Source organism: Mycobacterium sp. PDNC021, assembly GCF_048282635.1.
Lineage (GTDB): Bacteria > Actinomycetota > Actinomycetes > Mycobacteriales > Mycobacteriaceae > Mycobacterium > Mycobacterium llatzerense.
The window spans coordinates 2,335,472-2,349,801 of sequence record NZ_CP182502.1 but is presented as its reverse complement, the minus strand read 5'-3'; the positions used below and the strand labels follow the sequence as shown (position 1 = coordinate 2,349,801).

Annotated in this window: 14 protein-coding genes; 6 read left to right on the top strand and 8 right to left on the bottom strand. The window is 65.2% G+C overall.

Annotated features, from left to right (window positions below; genetic code table 11):
- Positions 1-33: 33 nt before the first annotated feature.
- Positions 34-582 carry a hypothetical protein gene (locus ACNO8X_RS11040; protein ID WP_418005317.1) on the top strand — a complete coding sequence of 183 codons (549 nt, stop codon included), beginning with the start codon at positions 34-36 and terminating at the stop codon, positions 580-582.
- A gap of 89 nt (positions 583-671) precedes the next feature.
- On the opposite strand, the gene ACNO8X_RS11035 is transcribed toward ACNO8X_RS11040, so the two are convergent.
- The 3 genes from ACNO8X_RS11035 to ACNO8X_RS11025 all read right to left on the bottom strand — a co-directional run bounded on the left by ACNO8X_RS11035 (position 672) and on the right by ACNO8X_RS11025 (position 4,204).
- Positions 672-1,937, bottom strand: coding sequence for a DUF222 domain-containing protein (locus ACNO8X_RS11035; protein ID WP_418005316.1), 1,266 nt, complete (start codon positions 1,935-1,937; stop codon positions 672-674).
- A gap of 69 nt (positions 1,938-2,006) precedes the next feature.
- A complete protein-coding gene (locus ACNO8X_RS11030) occupies positions 2,007-3,245 on the bottom strand; it encodes a thiolase family protein (protein ID WP_418005315.1) in 1,239 nt (412 codons plus the stop codon).
- 20 nt (positions 3,246-3,265) lie between these two features.
- Complete coding sequence (locus tag ACNO8X_RS11025) at positions 3,266-4,204, bottom strand: redoxin family protein (RefSeq protein WP_418005314.1); 939 nt, start codon at positions 4,202-4,204, stop codon at positions 3,266-3,268.
- Between the two features lie 72 nt (positions 4,205-4,276).
- On the opposite strand from ACNO8X_RS11025, the gene ACNO8X_RS11020 reads away from it, so the two are divergent.
- Both ACNO8X_RS11020 and nei2 read left to right on the top strand, forming a co-directional pair.
- Positions 4,277-5,248, top strand: coding sequence for an NAD(P)H-dependent flavin oxidoreductase (locus ACNO8X_RS11020; protein WP_418005313.1), 972 nt, complete (start codon positions 4,277-4,279; stop codon positions 5,246-5,248).
- Entirely contained in the window at positions 5,248-6,030 is a 783-nt protein-coding gene (nei2, locus tag ACNO8X_RS11015) for an endonuclease VIII Nei2 (protein ID WP_418005312.1), read from the top strand. Before ACNO8X_RS11020 ends, nei2 begins: the two co-directional genes overlap by 1 nt.
- Here nei2 and ACNO8X_RS11010 read toward each other — a convergent pair.
- Positions 5,950-7,071, bottom strand: coding sequence for a fatty acid desaturase family protein (locus tag ACNO8X_RS11010; RefSeq protein ID WP_418005311.1), 1,122 nt, complete (start codon positions 7,069-7,071; stop codon positions 5,950-5,952). The two genes, nei2 and ACNO8X_RS11010, sit on opposite strands and share 81 nt — an antisense overlap.
- 36 nt (positions 7,072-7,107) lie before the next feature.
- The gene (locus tag ACNO8X_RS11005; protein WP_418005310.1) at positions 7,108-8,160 is read right to left on the bottom strand and encodes a ferredoxin reductase; all 1,053 of its coding nucleotides are present in this window, start codon (positions 8,158-8,160) and stop codon (positions 7,108-7,110) included.
- Positions 8,161-8,305: 145 nt separating this feature from the next.
- Between ACNO8X_RS11005 and ACNO8X_RS11000 the strand changes: the two genes are divergently transcribed.
- A complete protein-coding gene (locus ACNO8X_RS11000; protein ID WP_043397516.1) occupies positions 8,306-8,986 on the top strand; it encodes a TetR family transcriptional regulator in 681 nt (226 codons plus the stop codon).
- A 10-nt stretch (positions 8,987-8,996) separates the two neighbouring features.
- Positions 8,997-9,770 carry an enoyl-CoA hydratase/isomerase family protein gene (locus ACNO8X_RS10995; RefSeq protein ID WP_418005309.1) on the top strand — a complete coding sequence of 258 codons (774 nt, stop codon included), beginning with the start codon at positions 8,997-8,999 and terminating at the stop codon, positions 9,768-9,770.
- Positions 9,771-9,774: 4 nt separating this feature from the next.
- On the opposite strand, the gene ACNO8X_RS10990 is transcribed toward ACNO8X_RS10995, so the two are convergent.
- Genes ACNO8X_RS10990 through ACNO8X_RS10980 form a run of 3 tightly spaced genes read right to left on the bottom strand, consistent with a single transcriptional unit; the run spans position 9,775 to position 13,570 of the window.
- Entirely contained in the window at positions 9,775-10,221 is a 447-nt protein-coding gene (locus ACNO8X_RS10990; protein ID WP_418005308.1) for a hypothetical protein, read from the bottom strand.
- Positions 10,218-13,127, bottom strand: coding sequence for an RND family transporter (locus ACNO8X_RS10985; protein ID WP_418005307.1), 2,910 nt, complete (start codon positions 13,125-13,127; stop codon positions 10,218-10,220). The genes ACNO8X_RS10990 and ACNO8X_RS10985 overlap by 4 nt, the downstream gene beginning before the upstream one ends.
- Positions 13,124-13,570 carry an MmpS family transport accessory protein gene (locus tag ACNO8X_RS10980; protein WP_418005306.1) on the bottom strand — a complete coding sequence of 149 codons (447 nt, stop codon included), beginning with the start codon at positions 13,568-13,570 and terminating at the stop codon, positions 13,124-13,126. The genes ACNO8X_RS10985 and ACNO8X_RS10980 overlap by 4 nt, the downstream gene beginning before the upstream one ends.
- Positions 13,571-13,715: 145 nt before the next feature.
- On the opposite strand from ACNO8X_RS10980, the gene ACNO8X_RS10975 reads away from it, so the two are divergent.
- Positions 13,716-14,327, top strand: coding sequence for a TetR family transcriptional regulator (locus ACNO8X_RS10975; protein ID WP_418005305.1), 612 nt, complete (start codon positions 13,716-13,718; stop codon positions 14,325-14,327).
- Positions 14,328-14,330 lie beyond the last annotated feature (3 nt).

Genomic DNA, 14,330 nt, shown 5'->3' with positions numbered 1-14,330 from the left:
GCCTCCGGCTTCACGTTCGGCAGTATCGAGGCCATGGATAACGGGTTGGCAGACGCCGCCATCGCCGCGATGACACCGGCTCAGCGGCACGACCTGATCATGCGATTGCAGCGTCCGCTGGATGAAGTGTTTCCGCCTGCCATGGCCAGAAAAATGCGGCGCATCCGTCTGACGTTGATGACCGGCAGCTGCATCGTGCTGATCCCGTGGGTCATCTACCTCGGATTCACGCTTCCGGACAGCTATACGGCGCACAACTGGCCGGCCACCTGGATCGGGTTCGACGGTCTGCTCGTCGCCTTCATGGCCACGACCGCCGTGCTGGGCTGGTTGCGTCGTCAACTGGTGCTGCTCACCGCGTTCACCACCGGGGTGCTGTTGGTGTGCGACGCCTGGTTCGACGTCATGACATCGGATTTCGGCGACGATTCGGCGGTGCCATTGGTGACCGCGGTGCTGATCGAACTGCCACTGGCGGTACTCATGATGACCGGAGCGCTCCGGATTCTGCGCCTGACCGCGACGCGGCTGTGGTTCCTCGAACCTGGCGCACCACTGTGGCGGCTGCCGCTGCTCCCGTGACCTGAAGCCACCGGATGCCGTACCGGCGGTCGTGAATTCTCTTGATGACCAGCGCTTTTCCGCACCTCGGCGGGACCGGGGTGGTCCGTCTAGTTGGTTGACGGTGTTGGTGGTGGCTCGAATGGTTGGTACCACCACCATTGGGCGCGTTCCCCGGTCGGGCCGGGGCACGGCCGCACATCAGGCGGCGGTGTGGTCGGTGGCCGGGCCAGCGATCGGTTGCTCAAGGGCCGTCCTGCCGCGTCGGTCACCACCAGCCGGTCGGCAGGTCCGGTGATGGTGATGCCACCGCGGTGATGCAACCGGTGGTGATAGGGGCACACCAGCACCAGGTTGTGGAGTTCGGTGACGCCGCCGTCCTCCCAATGGACGACATGGTGGGCATGCAAACCCCGGGTGGCCCCGCACCCGGGGACCACGCAGCAGCGGTCGCGGTACTCCAGCGCCCGGCGCAGCCGGCGGCTGATGGTCCGGGTGCTGCGTCCCGCGCCGATCAGCTGGCCATGCCGCTGCAGCCACACCTCGCAGGTCGCATCGCACAACAACAGCCGACGTTCCTCATCGGTGAGCACCGACCCCACATGCACTGCGGCAGAGTCCTGGTCGAGGTCCAGGTGCACCACGACAGTGGTGTGCTGCCCGTGCGGCCGGCGTTGCACGTCACTGTCCCACCCGGCCTCGACCAGGCTCATGAACCCGTCCACCTGATTCGGCAACGGCGGCGCCGCCTCCGACACACGCTCGTCGTTCTCGTGGTCGCGTTTCCAGTCCGCGACCAACGCATCCTGGTGCGAGGCCAGCGCGGCATCGACCTTCGCCGCCTCCAGCTTCGGCAACCGGATCGTGTACGTCGTCGACCCGTCATCGTGCGTGGTCTTCTTGATCGACCGCTCAGGTCCCGGCTTCGACTCCAGCTCGGGCTCGGGCTCCGGGCGCGGCTCGAGCTTCACGGCCTTGCGCAGCTGGGTGACGGTCGCGCTTTCTGCGAACTGGGCATAGTGCTCATCAGAACCGTCCGCGGCGTGTTCGGCGACCACCCCGACCTGATCCAACGACAACCGACCCTCACGCATCGCCTCAGCGCACCGCGGGAACTCCTCCAGACGGCGCGCGACCGCCACCATCACCTCCGCATTACGCGGCGACACACCCGTTTTCCACGCCACCAACGACGTGAGCGACCGGGCACCGGTCGCACCCCACAACCCATCGCGATCGATCTCGGCCGCAATCTCCACCAGCCGCGCGTCGATCGCGTTGCGCTGACCGGTCAGCTCACCGATCTCATCGAAAAACGCATCCATACGCTCACACGGCGACGCCTCAACATCGAAAGCCGTTGTGGTGCTGGACATGACACCATCAAAGCAGAAGGGTACGACAAATTTTGGCCGCTCCGAGTGGCGAATGAGAAACTGTACTGCTCAAGCAGCAGAAGGGTTTTCGATCACGATCGCAACGCCCTGACCTGAGCCGACGCAGACGCCGATGGCTCCGTAGCGGGCATTGCGCTCGCGCAGTTCGGTGGCCAGGGTCAGGACGTACCGCGCACCAGTGGCGCCGAACGGATGGCCGATCGCCACGGCACCTCCGTTGGGCGTGAGCTTCTCGTCGGGAACGACGAACCCATCGAGCTGGTTCGGCAGTTCCCGCAGCACTCCGAGAGCCTGCGCACTGAACGCTTCATGGACTTCCCAGACGTCGATCTGCTCGGGGGTCAACCCTGCACGTTTGATCGCCAGGGGCAGCGCCCACGCCGGCGCGAGACCCATGAACAGCGGATCGATCCCGTACACCGCCGAGGACACCACCCGCGCCAACGGCTCGATGCCGAGTTCCGCCGCCCGCTCCCCCGACGCCAGGACCAGGGCGCTGGCGCCATCGGTCAGCGGCGTCGAGTTGGCAGCGGTCATCTGAGTGGTGCCCGGTTGCGGGCGCAGGGCCGCCAGTTGCTCGGCCGTGGTTTCGTCGCGGATGAATTCGTCGTGTTCGAACAGCCTAGCCGGGGATCTCTTCGTCGCGGCGATCTCGACCGGCATGATCTCCTTGGCCAGTCGGCCAGAATCACGTGCCGCCTTGGCATTTCGCTGAGTCCGCAGCGCGAACGCGTCGATCTCCTCGCGTGTCAGTCCGTAGCGATCGGCCACCTTTTGCGCGGTCTCGATCATGCTGATGTAGGCGTTGCGGGCCAGCAGCGCCGGGTTGGGTGGGCCGCCGGCGCCGGCCCACATGGTGTCGAGCAGGATGACCGGTCCCCGCGGCGCGAACGGCGCGTCGCCTTTCATATAGGCCCAGCCGGACCGTGACATCGATTCGACACCGCACGCGATGCCGACGCCGAGGTCGCCGGCCTTGATGGCATGCGCAACGTTGATCGTGGCACTCAGCGACGACCCGCAGAACCGGTTGATGGTCGTGCCGGCCACCGTGTCGGGGAATCCCGCGGCGAGCGCCGCCCAGCGAGCGATGTCGCCCATGCCCTCGTGGGCGGGATTCACACAGCCCGCGACGACGTCCTCGATGGCTCCGAGCTCGACACCGACGCGTTCGCACGCGCCCTTCATCGTCATGCCGAGGAGGTCGTCGGTGCGGATGTGCGACAGCGAACTGCCGTAGCGCGCGAATGGAGTGCGGACACCACCAAGCACAAATGCTTCTGTCATCAACCGTCTCCCGCTCGACGTCAAAGCGAGCGTAACCAGTCGAGCACCTGCTGCGCGTGGGTATTCGGCGGGAAGATCGGATAGAAGACGTGCTCGATCCGGCCGTCTCGGATCACCATCGTCAGCCGGGTGTAGAGCCGTGGGTGCCCGGCCGCGGCGAAGGTCGGGAGCCCCAACTCTGCTGCCAGCGCGAAGGTCTCGTCCGACAGCATGTGGAACGGCAGCCGCAGACGCCGCACCACTTCCGCCTGATACTCGACGTCCTGGCTGGACAGACCCCAGACCTCCGCTACGCCAGCGTCTTTCAGCTCGGCGAAGTGGTCACGGAAATCGCATGCCTCGGTCGAGCAGCCGCGCGCTCCTGGAATTGCGTCCCACCCCTCCGGGAGGTCGGCGCCGGGACGACCGGTGAGCGGGTACAGATACAGAATCATCCGTCCCGTCGGCAGGCTCCCCAGCCGAACGGAGCCACCACCACTCGACTTCAGCGTGATATCGGGGAACCGCAGTCCCGTCAGATGGTCTGCTGCGCCGTCGTTTTCGGGGACAGGAAGGCCCGCGGGAAGAGTCGTGTAGTCCGTCACCTGCTCATACTCCTTATCGAATTCGCGGCACGCGGCAGCATTGAGCCGCGCCGTGAGGACCTGTCGCCGCTGTGTCAGCGACGCAATGGTCTCGTCGAGGACCGCGATACTGTCCCGATATGCCGCAAGCGACTCGGGGCACTCGTCACTGTGTTCATGGCCGTGGCGAAGGCAGTCTATGAACGGGCCGACCTTCGACGGGGCGATGCCGACGGCGGCCAGCGCACGCACCTCGCTCACGATCTGCACGTCTTCCTCGGAATAGTCCCGGTACCCATTGCCCAGGCGCGACGGATCGAGAAGGCCGAGCTGCTCGTAATACCGCACGGCCTTGGTCGACGCGCCCGTTCGCCGGGCCAGCTCAGAAATCTGCATGTTCAGTCCTCGACACCGAGGGTAAACATTGCCACCAGGGGCAAGGTCAAACCCGAGTCATAGAGTGAAGCCATGGCGCTGCACACCCCGCTGACGGAACTGTTCGGCATCGCCCATCCGATCGTCCTGGCCCCGATGGGCGACGTATCCGGTGGCCGGCTGGCTGCCGCGGTGTCCGAAGGGGGCGGACTGGGCCTGATCGGCGGCGGTCGTGGTGACCTCACCATGCTCGCCACCGAATGTCGGTTGGCCACGCAGGACACCGAAAAGCCCTGGGGTATAGGCCTACTCACGTGGGCTGTCAATCAGGAGATCGTCGATTGGGTCATCGCCCAACGACCCGCCGCCATCATGCTGTCGTTCGGTGACCCGGCCCCATTTGCCAAGGCCATCCAGGACGCGAACATCCCGCTGATGTCCCAGGTGCACACCCTCGACGAAGCCAGACAGGCCCTCGACGCGGGAGTCCAGGTGCTGGTGGCGCAGGGTAGAGAGGCCGGCGGCCACCACGGCGGCCGGTCGACGCTGCCGTTCGTTCCCGCTGTGGTCGACCTGGCGCACGGCACCCCGGTGCTGGCGGCGGGCGGCATCGGCGACGGTCGCGGTCTGGCTGCGGCGCTGACTCTCGGTGCCGCGGGCGCCATGATCGGCACCCGGTTCGAAGCCACCCACGAGTCGCTGCTCAGCGCCGCCGAATCGAAGGTCATGCTGAAGGCGACGGCCGAAGACACCACCACCGGCCGCGCCATCGACATCGCCGCCCGCCCCCTCGAAACGCGGTGGCCGGCTACGTATCCGGCGCGGACACTGCGCAGCGTCTTCACCGACCAGTGGCAGGACCGGGACGCCGAACTGGACGCGGATCCCAAGGCGCAAAAGGAGTTCCGCGACCGGGCAGCCAAGATGGATCTGGACTACGTCCCCATCTGGGCCGGCGAAGCCCTCGACCTGATCGACGAGCTCGAACTGGCCGCTCCCCTGGTGCACAAGATCGCCCATGATGCCGAACAAGCTCTGACCCGAGCCCACACCTACATCCGCTGATGCCCGAAGGCGACACCGTCTGGCATACCGCAGTAGTCCTCCGCGAGGCACTGCAGGGAAAGAAGCTGACGCGCTGCGACATTCGCGTCCCGAAGTTCGCCACCGTCGACCTCAGCGGACAACAGGTCGACGAAGTGCTCAGCCGCGGCAAGCACCTGTTCATCCGCACCACCGGGGCCAGCATCCACTCGCACCTCAAGATGGAGGGCAAGTGGCAGGTCAACACCAGGCCCAGAAGGCCCGACCACAAGACCAGAATCATTCTGGAAACCAATGACATTCAAGCGGTGGGCACCGAGCTCGGCACCTTGGAGATTCTCGAAAGAGACCACGACCAAGACGTCGTCAAACACCTCGGACCGGATCTCCTTGGCCCGGACTGGGATCCGCACACAGCAGCCCAGAACCTCATCCAGGACCCGCAGCGTCCGCTCCACGAAGCGCTGCTCGACCAACGCAACCTGGCCGGCGTCGGCAACGTCTATGCCAATGAGCTGTGTTTCATCGTCGGCCGCCGCCCCACGGCCTTGGTCAGCACAGTGAAAGACCCGCTGCGTCTGGCGCAGCGGGCCCGGGACATGTTGTGGTTGAACAGAAACCGGTGGAACCGGACTACAACGGGCGATACCCGACCCGGCCGTCAACTCTGGGTGTACGGCCGGGCCGGGCAAGCGTGTCGCAGGTGCGGGACGCTGATCGAATCAGGCGACCGAGACCGGCTCGCGAACCTCGGGAACCTCGCTGACCGGATCACCTTCTGGTGCCCGCTTTGTCAGCCATGAGTCCGGCAGTGCCAGGCGGCAGATCTTCTTGATGACCGAGTAGAACTGCTTGTGGATCGGGCCGGTGTTGTACTGCAGGCCGTACTGCTCGCACAGCGCCTTGACCTCCGGCGAGATTTCCGCGTAACGGTGCGCGGGCAGGTCCGGGAACAGGTGGTGCTCGATCTGGAAGGACAAGTTGCCGCTCATGATGTGGAACCAGGGTCCGCCGGAGATGTTCGCCGACCCCAGCAGCTGCCGGTAGTACCACTGGCCGCGAGTCTCGCTCTTGGTCTCCTCGATGGAGAACTCGTGGGTGCCCGCCGGGAAGTGGCCGCAGAAGATGATGGTGTACGACCACACGTTGCGGATCAGGTTCGCGGCCATATTGCCGGTGAACACGAAGGGCGCGAACGGCCCGGCCAGCAGCGGGAAGGCGACGTAGTCCTTGACGGTCTGCTTCTTGACCTTGGCCCAGATCTCCTTGAGCGTGTCCTTCTTGTCCCGCAGGGTGATTTCGCGGGCGAGGATGCGCTCGGTCTCCAACTCGTGCAGCGCGACGCCGTACTGGAAGAACACCATCAGCAGGAAGGCGTAGACCGGGTTGCCCAGGAAGTACGGGCGCCACTTCTGGTCTTCGCTCATCCGCAGTATGCCGTAGCCGACATCGCGGTCCATGTCGACGATGTTGGTGTAGGTGTGGTGCATGTAGTTGTGCGAGTGCCGCCACTGGTCCGACGGGCAGGCAGAATCCCATTCGAATTCCTGGCCGCGCAGCCCGGGATCACCCATCCAGTCGTACTGACCGTGCATGACGTTGTGGCCGATCTCCATGTTGTCCAGGATTTTGGACGCACCGAGCATCGCCACGGCCACCGGCCAGGCCGGCGGCAGGAACATCAGGGCGCGGCCGGCGACCTCGAGGCTGCGCTGCTTCTTGATGATGTCGCGGATGTAGTCGGCGTCGCGCTCGCCCAGGTCGGCGAGCACACGCTCGCGGATGGCGTCGAGTTCGCGACCGAAGGTGTCGAACTGCTCGGGGGTCATCGGAGTCTTAGCCATGATGAATTCCTTTGCCTGGTAGGTATTTTGAAGGTTCTAGAGATCGATCTGGACGTCGCCGCACGGGGCGGTCACGCAGATTTCGATGATTTCGTCGGGGGCGGTCGAGACCGCACCGGTGATCAGGTTCTTCACGGGGCCGCTGATCTTCGTGCGGGTGCAGGTGTGGCAGATGCCCATCCGGCAGCCGCTGGTCGGGTTGAGCCCGGCGGCCTCGGCCTGCTCGAGGATGGAGCGACCGTCGTCGACGATGTCGACCTTGCTCTCGGTGAAGGCGATGTTGCCACCCGACGCCTCTGTCGGGACGGCGATGACCGGGGGCACGAAGCTCTCGGACTGGGCACCCGGCAGCAGGTCCTTGACCGCGTCGACCAGGGCCGGCGGGCCGCAGACGAACACCGCGTCGGGGTTGGGCATCGCGGCGGCCAGGTGGTCCGGGCCGAAGTGACCGCTCAGGTCACCGCGGTTCGACCGGGTGAAGCTGTGCAGCACCTTCACGCCCGGGGTGGCCGCCAGCTCGGTGGCGTAGGCAGCCTCTTCGGGGTTGCGGGCGTAGTGGACGAACGCGACCTCGCCGTCGTAGTTCTCCTCGCGCAGGGTGCGCAGCATGGACAGCACCGGCGTGATGCCGCTACCGCCGGAAATCAGCAGGATGCGGCGGGGGCGCTGCTCCGGCATGACGAAGTCGCCGCCGACGGAGTCGAGGTGGACGACCATGCCGGGCTCGGCGTGCTCGAACAGGTGGGTGGAGACCAGGCCGCCGTCGTGCAGGCCGACGGTCAGCTCGATGACCGGGCTGCCCTCGGAGTTGGCCGGCGAGTAGCACCGGGTGCGGCGGCGGCCGTCGATCTCGACGGTCAGGTTGATGTGCTGGCCGGCCTTGAAGCCCTGCCAGGCGTCGTTGGGCTGCAGCGTCAGGGTGACGCTGCGCGGCGTCTGCCGACGGACCGCGACCACCTTGGCGCGGGCATCGTTGACAGTCCAGGTGCGGTCGAAAACCTCGGTGTACCGGTCCACGCCGTGCGGGCCGGTGAGGATGCCAACCAGGGCGGAGCGCCGAACTCGGCGGCTCAAAGTTTCGGTGAACATGTGTACACAGTGGCCGATTCCAAGCGTTCGCGTCAAGACTTAAAGCCCAGGTTGTTGCTGGGATCACACAGTGAACATCCGTATGCTTGCGCCATACACAAACGTTTCAATCTGCGGTATCGCCGCGCTGTGTAAACTTTGTTCGGTGAACAGTCGTACCCCTGGTTCACGCGACCGGAGGTCGAGCCGCTCATCAAGCTCTCGCGTCCAGGACAACCTGTCGCGCGAAGAGCGCAAGGAAGCCACCCGCCGCGCAATCATCACGGCTGCCCTCACGCTGCTCGAAGAGGACAGTTTCAGCGCGCTCAGCCTGCGTGAGGTCACCCGCGAGGCCGGCATCGTGCCCGCTGCCTTCTACCGGCACTTCGAGACCATGGATGCGCTCGGTCTGGTGCTGATCGACGAGTCCTTCCGCGCCCTCCGTGAGATGCTGCGCGGTGGCCGCGCCGGCCAGCTCGACCCGAAACGCTTCATCGAGTCCTCCGTCGACATCCTGTTCAACAGCGTCGCCGAACGGCCGGAGCATTGGCGCTTCATCAGCCGCGAGCGCAACAGCGGCGTCACCGCGCTGCGCTACGCGATCCGCACGGAAATCCGGTTGATCACCTCGGAGCTCGCGATCGACCTGAGCCGGCTGCCGGGGCTCACCACCTGGAGCGCCGAGGACCTGAACATCGTGGCCGGACTGTTCGTCAACACGATGATGACCACCGCCGAATCCATCGACGACGCCAACGACGCGAAGGCGCTGGACGACGTCAAGCGGACCGCGCGCAAACAGCTGCGAATGATCGCCGTAGGCGTGGCCGGGTGGCACAGCGGCTAACGTCAGTCGCATGCCGCCGCTGTCACTGTCCTACCCGCGCCCCGACATCGCTGTCCTGACCCTGGACCGCCCGGAGAAACTCAACGCGCTGAACTTCGAACTCGTCGAAGCCCTGCACAGCACCCTCGAGGACATCCACCGAAACAACGAGTGTCGCGTCGTCGTGCTCACCGGCGCCGGCCGCGGATTCTGTTCGGGCCTGGACCTCTCCGACCCCAACCCGGCGGAAGCCGGTGGCGGACTGGAATTTCCGCGGTCGGGCATGCGCTGGCAGGAACGTATCGCCGAGCTGACCACGCGTATCCAGAATCTGCGCCAGCCGGTGATCGCCGCGGTCAACGGGCCCGCGTACGGCGGCGGCTTCGCCATCGCATTGGCCGCCGACATCCGGATCGCCGGGCCTGGTGCACGGTTCTGCACCCAGTTCATCAAGCTGGGCATCGGCGGCTGCGACATCGGGGTGAGCTACACGCTCCCCCGGATCGTCGGTGCCGGGCAGGCGTTCGATCTGATCCTGACCGCCCGGACGGTGGCGGCCGACGAAGCACTGCGCCTGGGGCTGGTCTCGCGGCTGTCCGCGGACGACGTCGTCGCCGATGCCCTGGCCATCGCCGAAACCCTGTGCGGCTACGGCAAGTTCGGCGTCGAGTCGACCAAGCAGGTGTTGTGGGCCAACCTCGAAGCCTCCAGTTTGCAGGCCGCGCTGCACGTGGAGAACCGCAGCCAGATTCTCGCCGCCTCAGCCCAGATCGATTTGGCGGCAAAGGCGTTCGGCAACCGGTAGGCGGCTACGCCACCAGCGCGGGATTCGCGGGCACGCGCTTCTTCAGTCGCGCCACCCGGTGCAGCTGACCGAAGATGTTCAGCGAGGTCAGCATCGGGATGCCCCCGATGAAGGTACGAAACGAGGGATGGCCGCCGTGCACCTGGAGTTCGTAGAGGCACCCGACGACGTAGAAGGAGCCCATGGTGAAAAGGACTGCGGGTATCGCGTAGGCCAGCGGTGAGGCGGCGTCAGACACCAGTTCGTTCGCATAGTCGATCTCGTCCTGCGACATCGGTTGACCTTTACGCACTTTGGCCAGGACGGCTTTGTGGGCGCCCACCTGTTCGCCCAACGGAGCCGGCGGTCGCCTCTCCAACCCGCGGACGTACACGAAGACACACGCGACGAAGGTCAGTGCCATCATCCCGGCAAGGATGGTGAGACCGCCCCACAGCTCCATGCCTGTCATGCGCCTCCTCCGTGGCTTCGCGCGCCTGCACCCGATCCACTGACCGCCGGGTCCCCGTCCTCCCACAGCAGCAGTTGACGCACAGCCTGGCGTGACCCGTAGGGCTGCAGCATCTGGCTGGCGGGGCGTGGCCGCACCTTCAGCGGCCACCAGAACCACCGCCCGAGCAGCACCGCGATGGACGGCGTCATGAACGACCGCACGATCAACGTGTCGAACAGCAGGCCCAGGGCGATGGTCGTGCCGATCTGGCCGAGCACCCGGAGGTCCGCGAACACGAAGGACGCCATGGTCGCGGCGAACACCAGCCCGGCTGAGGTCACCACCGCGCCGGACCCGGCCATCGAGCGGATGATGCCGGTGTTGATGCCGGCGTGGATCTCCTCTTTGAACCGCGAGACCAGCAACAGGTTGTAGTCCGATCCCACCGCCAGCAACAGGATGACAGCCAGCGCCAAGACAATCCAGTACAACTCGATACCGAAGATGTCCTGCCAGATCAGTACGGACAGCCCGAACGAGGCACCCAGCGACAGCGCCACGGTGCCGACGATGACGAGCGCGGCGACGATGCTTCTGGTGATGAACATCATCACCAGCAGAATCAGGCTCAGTGCCGCGATGCCCGCGATCATCAGGTCGTACTTGGCGCCCTCCTGAATGTCCTTGTAAGTAGCCGCGGTACCGGCGAGGTAGATCTTCGATCCACCCAGCGGCGTGCCTTTGACCGCTTGCCCCGCGGCGTGCCTGATGGCGGCGATATGCGAAATACCTTCCGGCGTAGCGGGATCGCCTTCGTGCGTGATGATCATGCGGGCGGCCTTGCCGTCCGGTGACATGAACAGCTTCATGCCGCGCTGGAACTCTGGGTTGGTGAACGCCTCGGGCGGAAGATAGAACGAGTCGTCAGTTTTCGACGCGTCGTACGCCTGTCCCAGCGCAGTGGCATTCTCCAGCGACGCGGCGGCCTGATCGTTCAGACCTGAGTTCGTGGCGTAGTTCGTCATCGTCAGTTCGCGGTTGGTTTGTTGACTGGCGATCTGCGGCGGGATCAAAGCGAGCAGTTTCGGTTGCAGCGCATCGAGTTTGGCGATGCTGCCCGCGACATCACCCAGCTGATCGGTCAGGTCGTCGATGCCGTCGAGAGAGTCGAACACCGACCGCAACGCAGCACAGACCGGGATGTCGTAGCAATGCGGCTCCCAGTAGAAATAGTTGCGCAGCGGCCGGAAGAAGTCGTCGAAGTTGGCGATCTTGTCGCGCAAATCCTTGGCGGTCGCGACAGTCTGCTGGAATGCCTGAGCCTGTTCGTGAGTGATACCGCTGGATTGCTGTTGCAGCGAATACTGTTGGCGCAGAATGTCGATCGACTTGTTGATCACGTCGACCTGCTTGAGCAGGTCAGCGCTGCGAGCCTGCTGGAAGGGCAGGTTGTTGATCTGGCCCGCGTTTCCGGCGCTGATCAGGAACGGTATCGACGAGTGGTCCAGGGGCGTCCCCAGCGGCCGGGTGATCGACTGCACCTGCGCGATGCCGTCGGTGTGGAAGACGGCTTTCGCGACGCGCTCCAACAGGATCATGTCGGTGGAGTTGCGCAGATCGTGGTCGGCTTCGATCATCAGCAATTCGGGATTGAGTCGGGCCTGCGAGAAATGACGTTCTGCGGCGGCGTAACCGATGTTGGCGGGCGCGCTTGCCGGCATGTATGGCCGGGTGTCATAGCTGGTCTTGTACCCGGGCAGGGCGATCAGGCCGATGAGGGCCACGGCGACGGTCACCACCAGGATGGGGCCGGGCCAACGCACGATAGCCGTGCCGATGCGCCGCCAGCCCTGGGTCTGCAGCTGGCGCACGGGTTCGAAGAGACCGAAATGCCGGCCGATACACAGCATCGCGGGCGCGAGCGTCAACGCGGCGACCACCGCGACGAGAACACCTGTGCCGGCGGGAATTCCGAGACTCTGGAAGTACGGCAGCCGGGTGAACATCAGGCAGAACACCGCACCGGCGATGGTGAGGCCCGATCCCAGGATGATGTGCGACGTCCCGCGATACATGGTGTTGTACGCGGTGACCCGGTCCTGCCCGGCATATCTGGCTTCGTGGAACCGGCCGAGAATGAAGATCGCATAGTCGGTGCCGGCAGCGATGACCAAGAGCGTCAACAGGTTTGTCGAGTACGTCGACAGCTCGATGATGCCGGCGTTGGCCAGCGAGGCGACGACGCCGCGCGACGCCGTCAGTTCCATCATCACCGTGAAGATCACCATGATCACCGTGGTGAACCGGCGGTAGAGCGAGAACAACATCACCATGATCACGCCGATGGTGATCAGGGTCGTCTTCAGCGTCCCATGGCGGCCCACCTCGAACTGGTCGGTGATGAGCGGCGCGGCGCCGGTGAGGTAGACCTTCAGACCTGTTGGCGGCGGGGTGTTCTCGATGATCCTGCGGACGGAGTCGACGGACTCATTGGCCAGCGACTCGCCCTGATTGCCGGCGAGGTACACCTGCACCAGGGCGGCCTTGCCGTCGGCGCTCTGCGAGCCGGCCGCCGTCAGCGGGTCACCCCAGAAGTTCTGCACGTGCTGAACGTGTTTGGTGTCGGCGGTGAGCTTGTCGATCAGGCCGTCGTAGTAGTGGTGCGCGGCAGCACCCAAAGGCTGATCGCCCTCCAGGACGATCATGGCCGAGCTGTCGGAATCGAACTCGTGGAACACCTTGCCGATCCGCTTCGCCGCCTGCAGCGACGGCGCGTCGGTCGGGCTCAGCGACACGTTGTGGGATTCGGCCACAGTCTCCAGCTGTGGCACAAAGACATTCGTAACGACGGCCAGGGCCAGCCAGAAGAAGGCGATGAGCACCGAGTATCGGCGGATGAAGTCAGGAACCCGGTTGGCGCTCATCCGGATTTGTCCAGACAGTAGGTGAAGGCGTGCACAGTGTTCACCGTTCTCTCGTCCTTGACGGCGTCATCGATGGTGATGCGGCAGCCGATCGAGTCGCTGTCACCTTGCGCCTGGAGGTTGACGAACACCGCAGGCTGCGTGGTGGTCGCGTCGTAGGTCCACGGCAACCTGACCGCGTCGGCGCGCTGTGGCCGGGCGTCCACGTCCAGGTAAGTGACGGTGGCCACGGTGCCCGGCGGTCCGAAGACCTCCATCACCACATGTTTTGGGTTGAACGGCACGATGTCGTTCACCGCACCGCTCGGGGTCGACGTGACGTCCTGCGACGCGAAGATGCCGTGCAGTCGGTACACCGCGAATCCGGCGACGACGACCACCACCACGGCCACCACATACATCCAGTGCTGACCAAGTCGGCGTCTGATCGAAAACCGCTGCATCCGTGCCCCTTTCAATCCATGCGGGTGGGCACGGACTGCGCGGAACTCCTTCTAGCGTGCCTAATCAAGAAGGTTGACGGTATGACATTAGACCCGCCGGGGCTATAATTCAACACGTAAGGAATTCTGTGAAACGGGGAGCCGAATGACCCAGCGAACCTCCCGCGGTGGACGCCGTCCGGGACCCAACGGCACTCGCGAGGCGATCGAGGAAACCGCACGAAAGCTGTTCGCGGAGTTGGGGTACGAGCGCACCTCACTGCGGCAAGTCGCGTTGCAAGCCGGCGTCGACCCCGCGTTGGTCAGCCACTTCTACGGCAAGAAGTGGGATCTGTTCCTCGCGGTGGTCGAACTGCCGGTCGAACCCTCGGTGATCATCGGCCGGGTGCTCGACGGCGACAAGGACACGGCAGGTCTGCGCCTGGCGTCATTCATCCTCGATGTTCTCGACGACGAGGTCCGGCGACGGCCCATGATCGGCATGGTGCGCGCCGCCACGGCCGAACCCGAGGCGGCGAAGCTGGTGCGGGACTTCCTCGCACGCAAGATCATTGCGCCCATCGCCGAAGGGCTCGGCTCAGCGGACGCCGACTACCGCGCCGCCCTGGTCATGTCGCAGGTCAACGGATTCGCGCTGGCGCGGTACGTCATCGGCCTCGAACCGCTGGCCAACCGCTCCAACGAGCAGCTTGCCGCCGACCTCGGCGTCACGTTGCAGCGCTATCTCCTCGGCGATCTCGCACCGAGCGCGCGCTAGCGA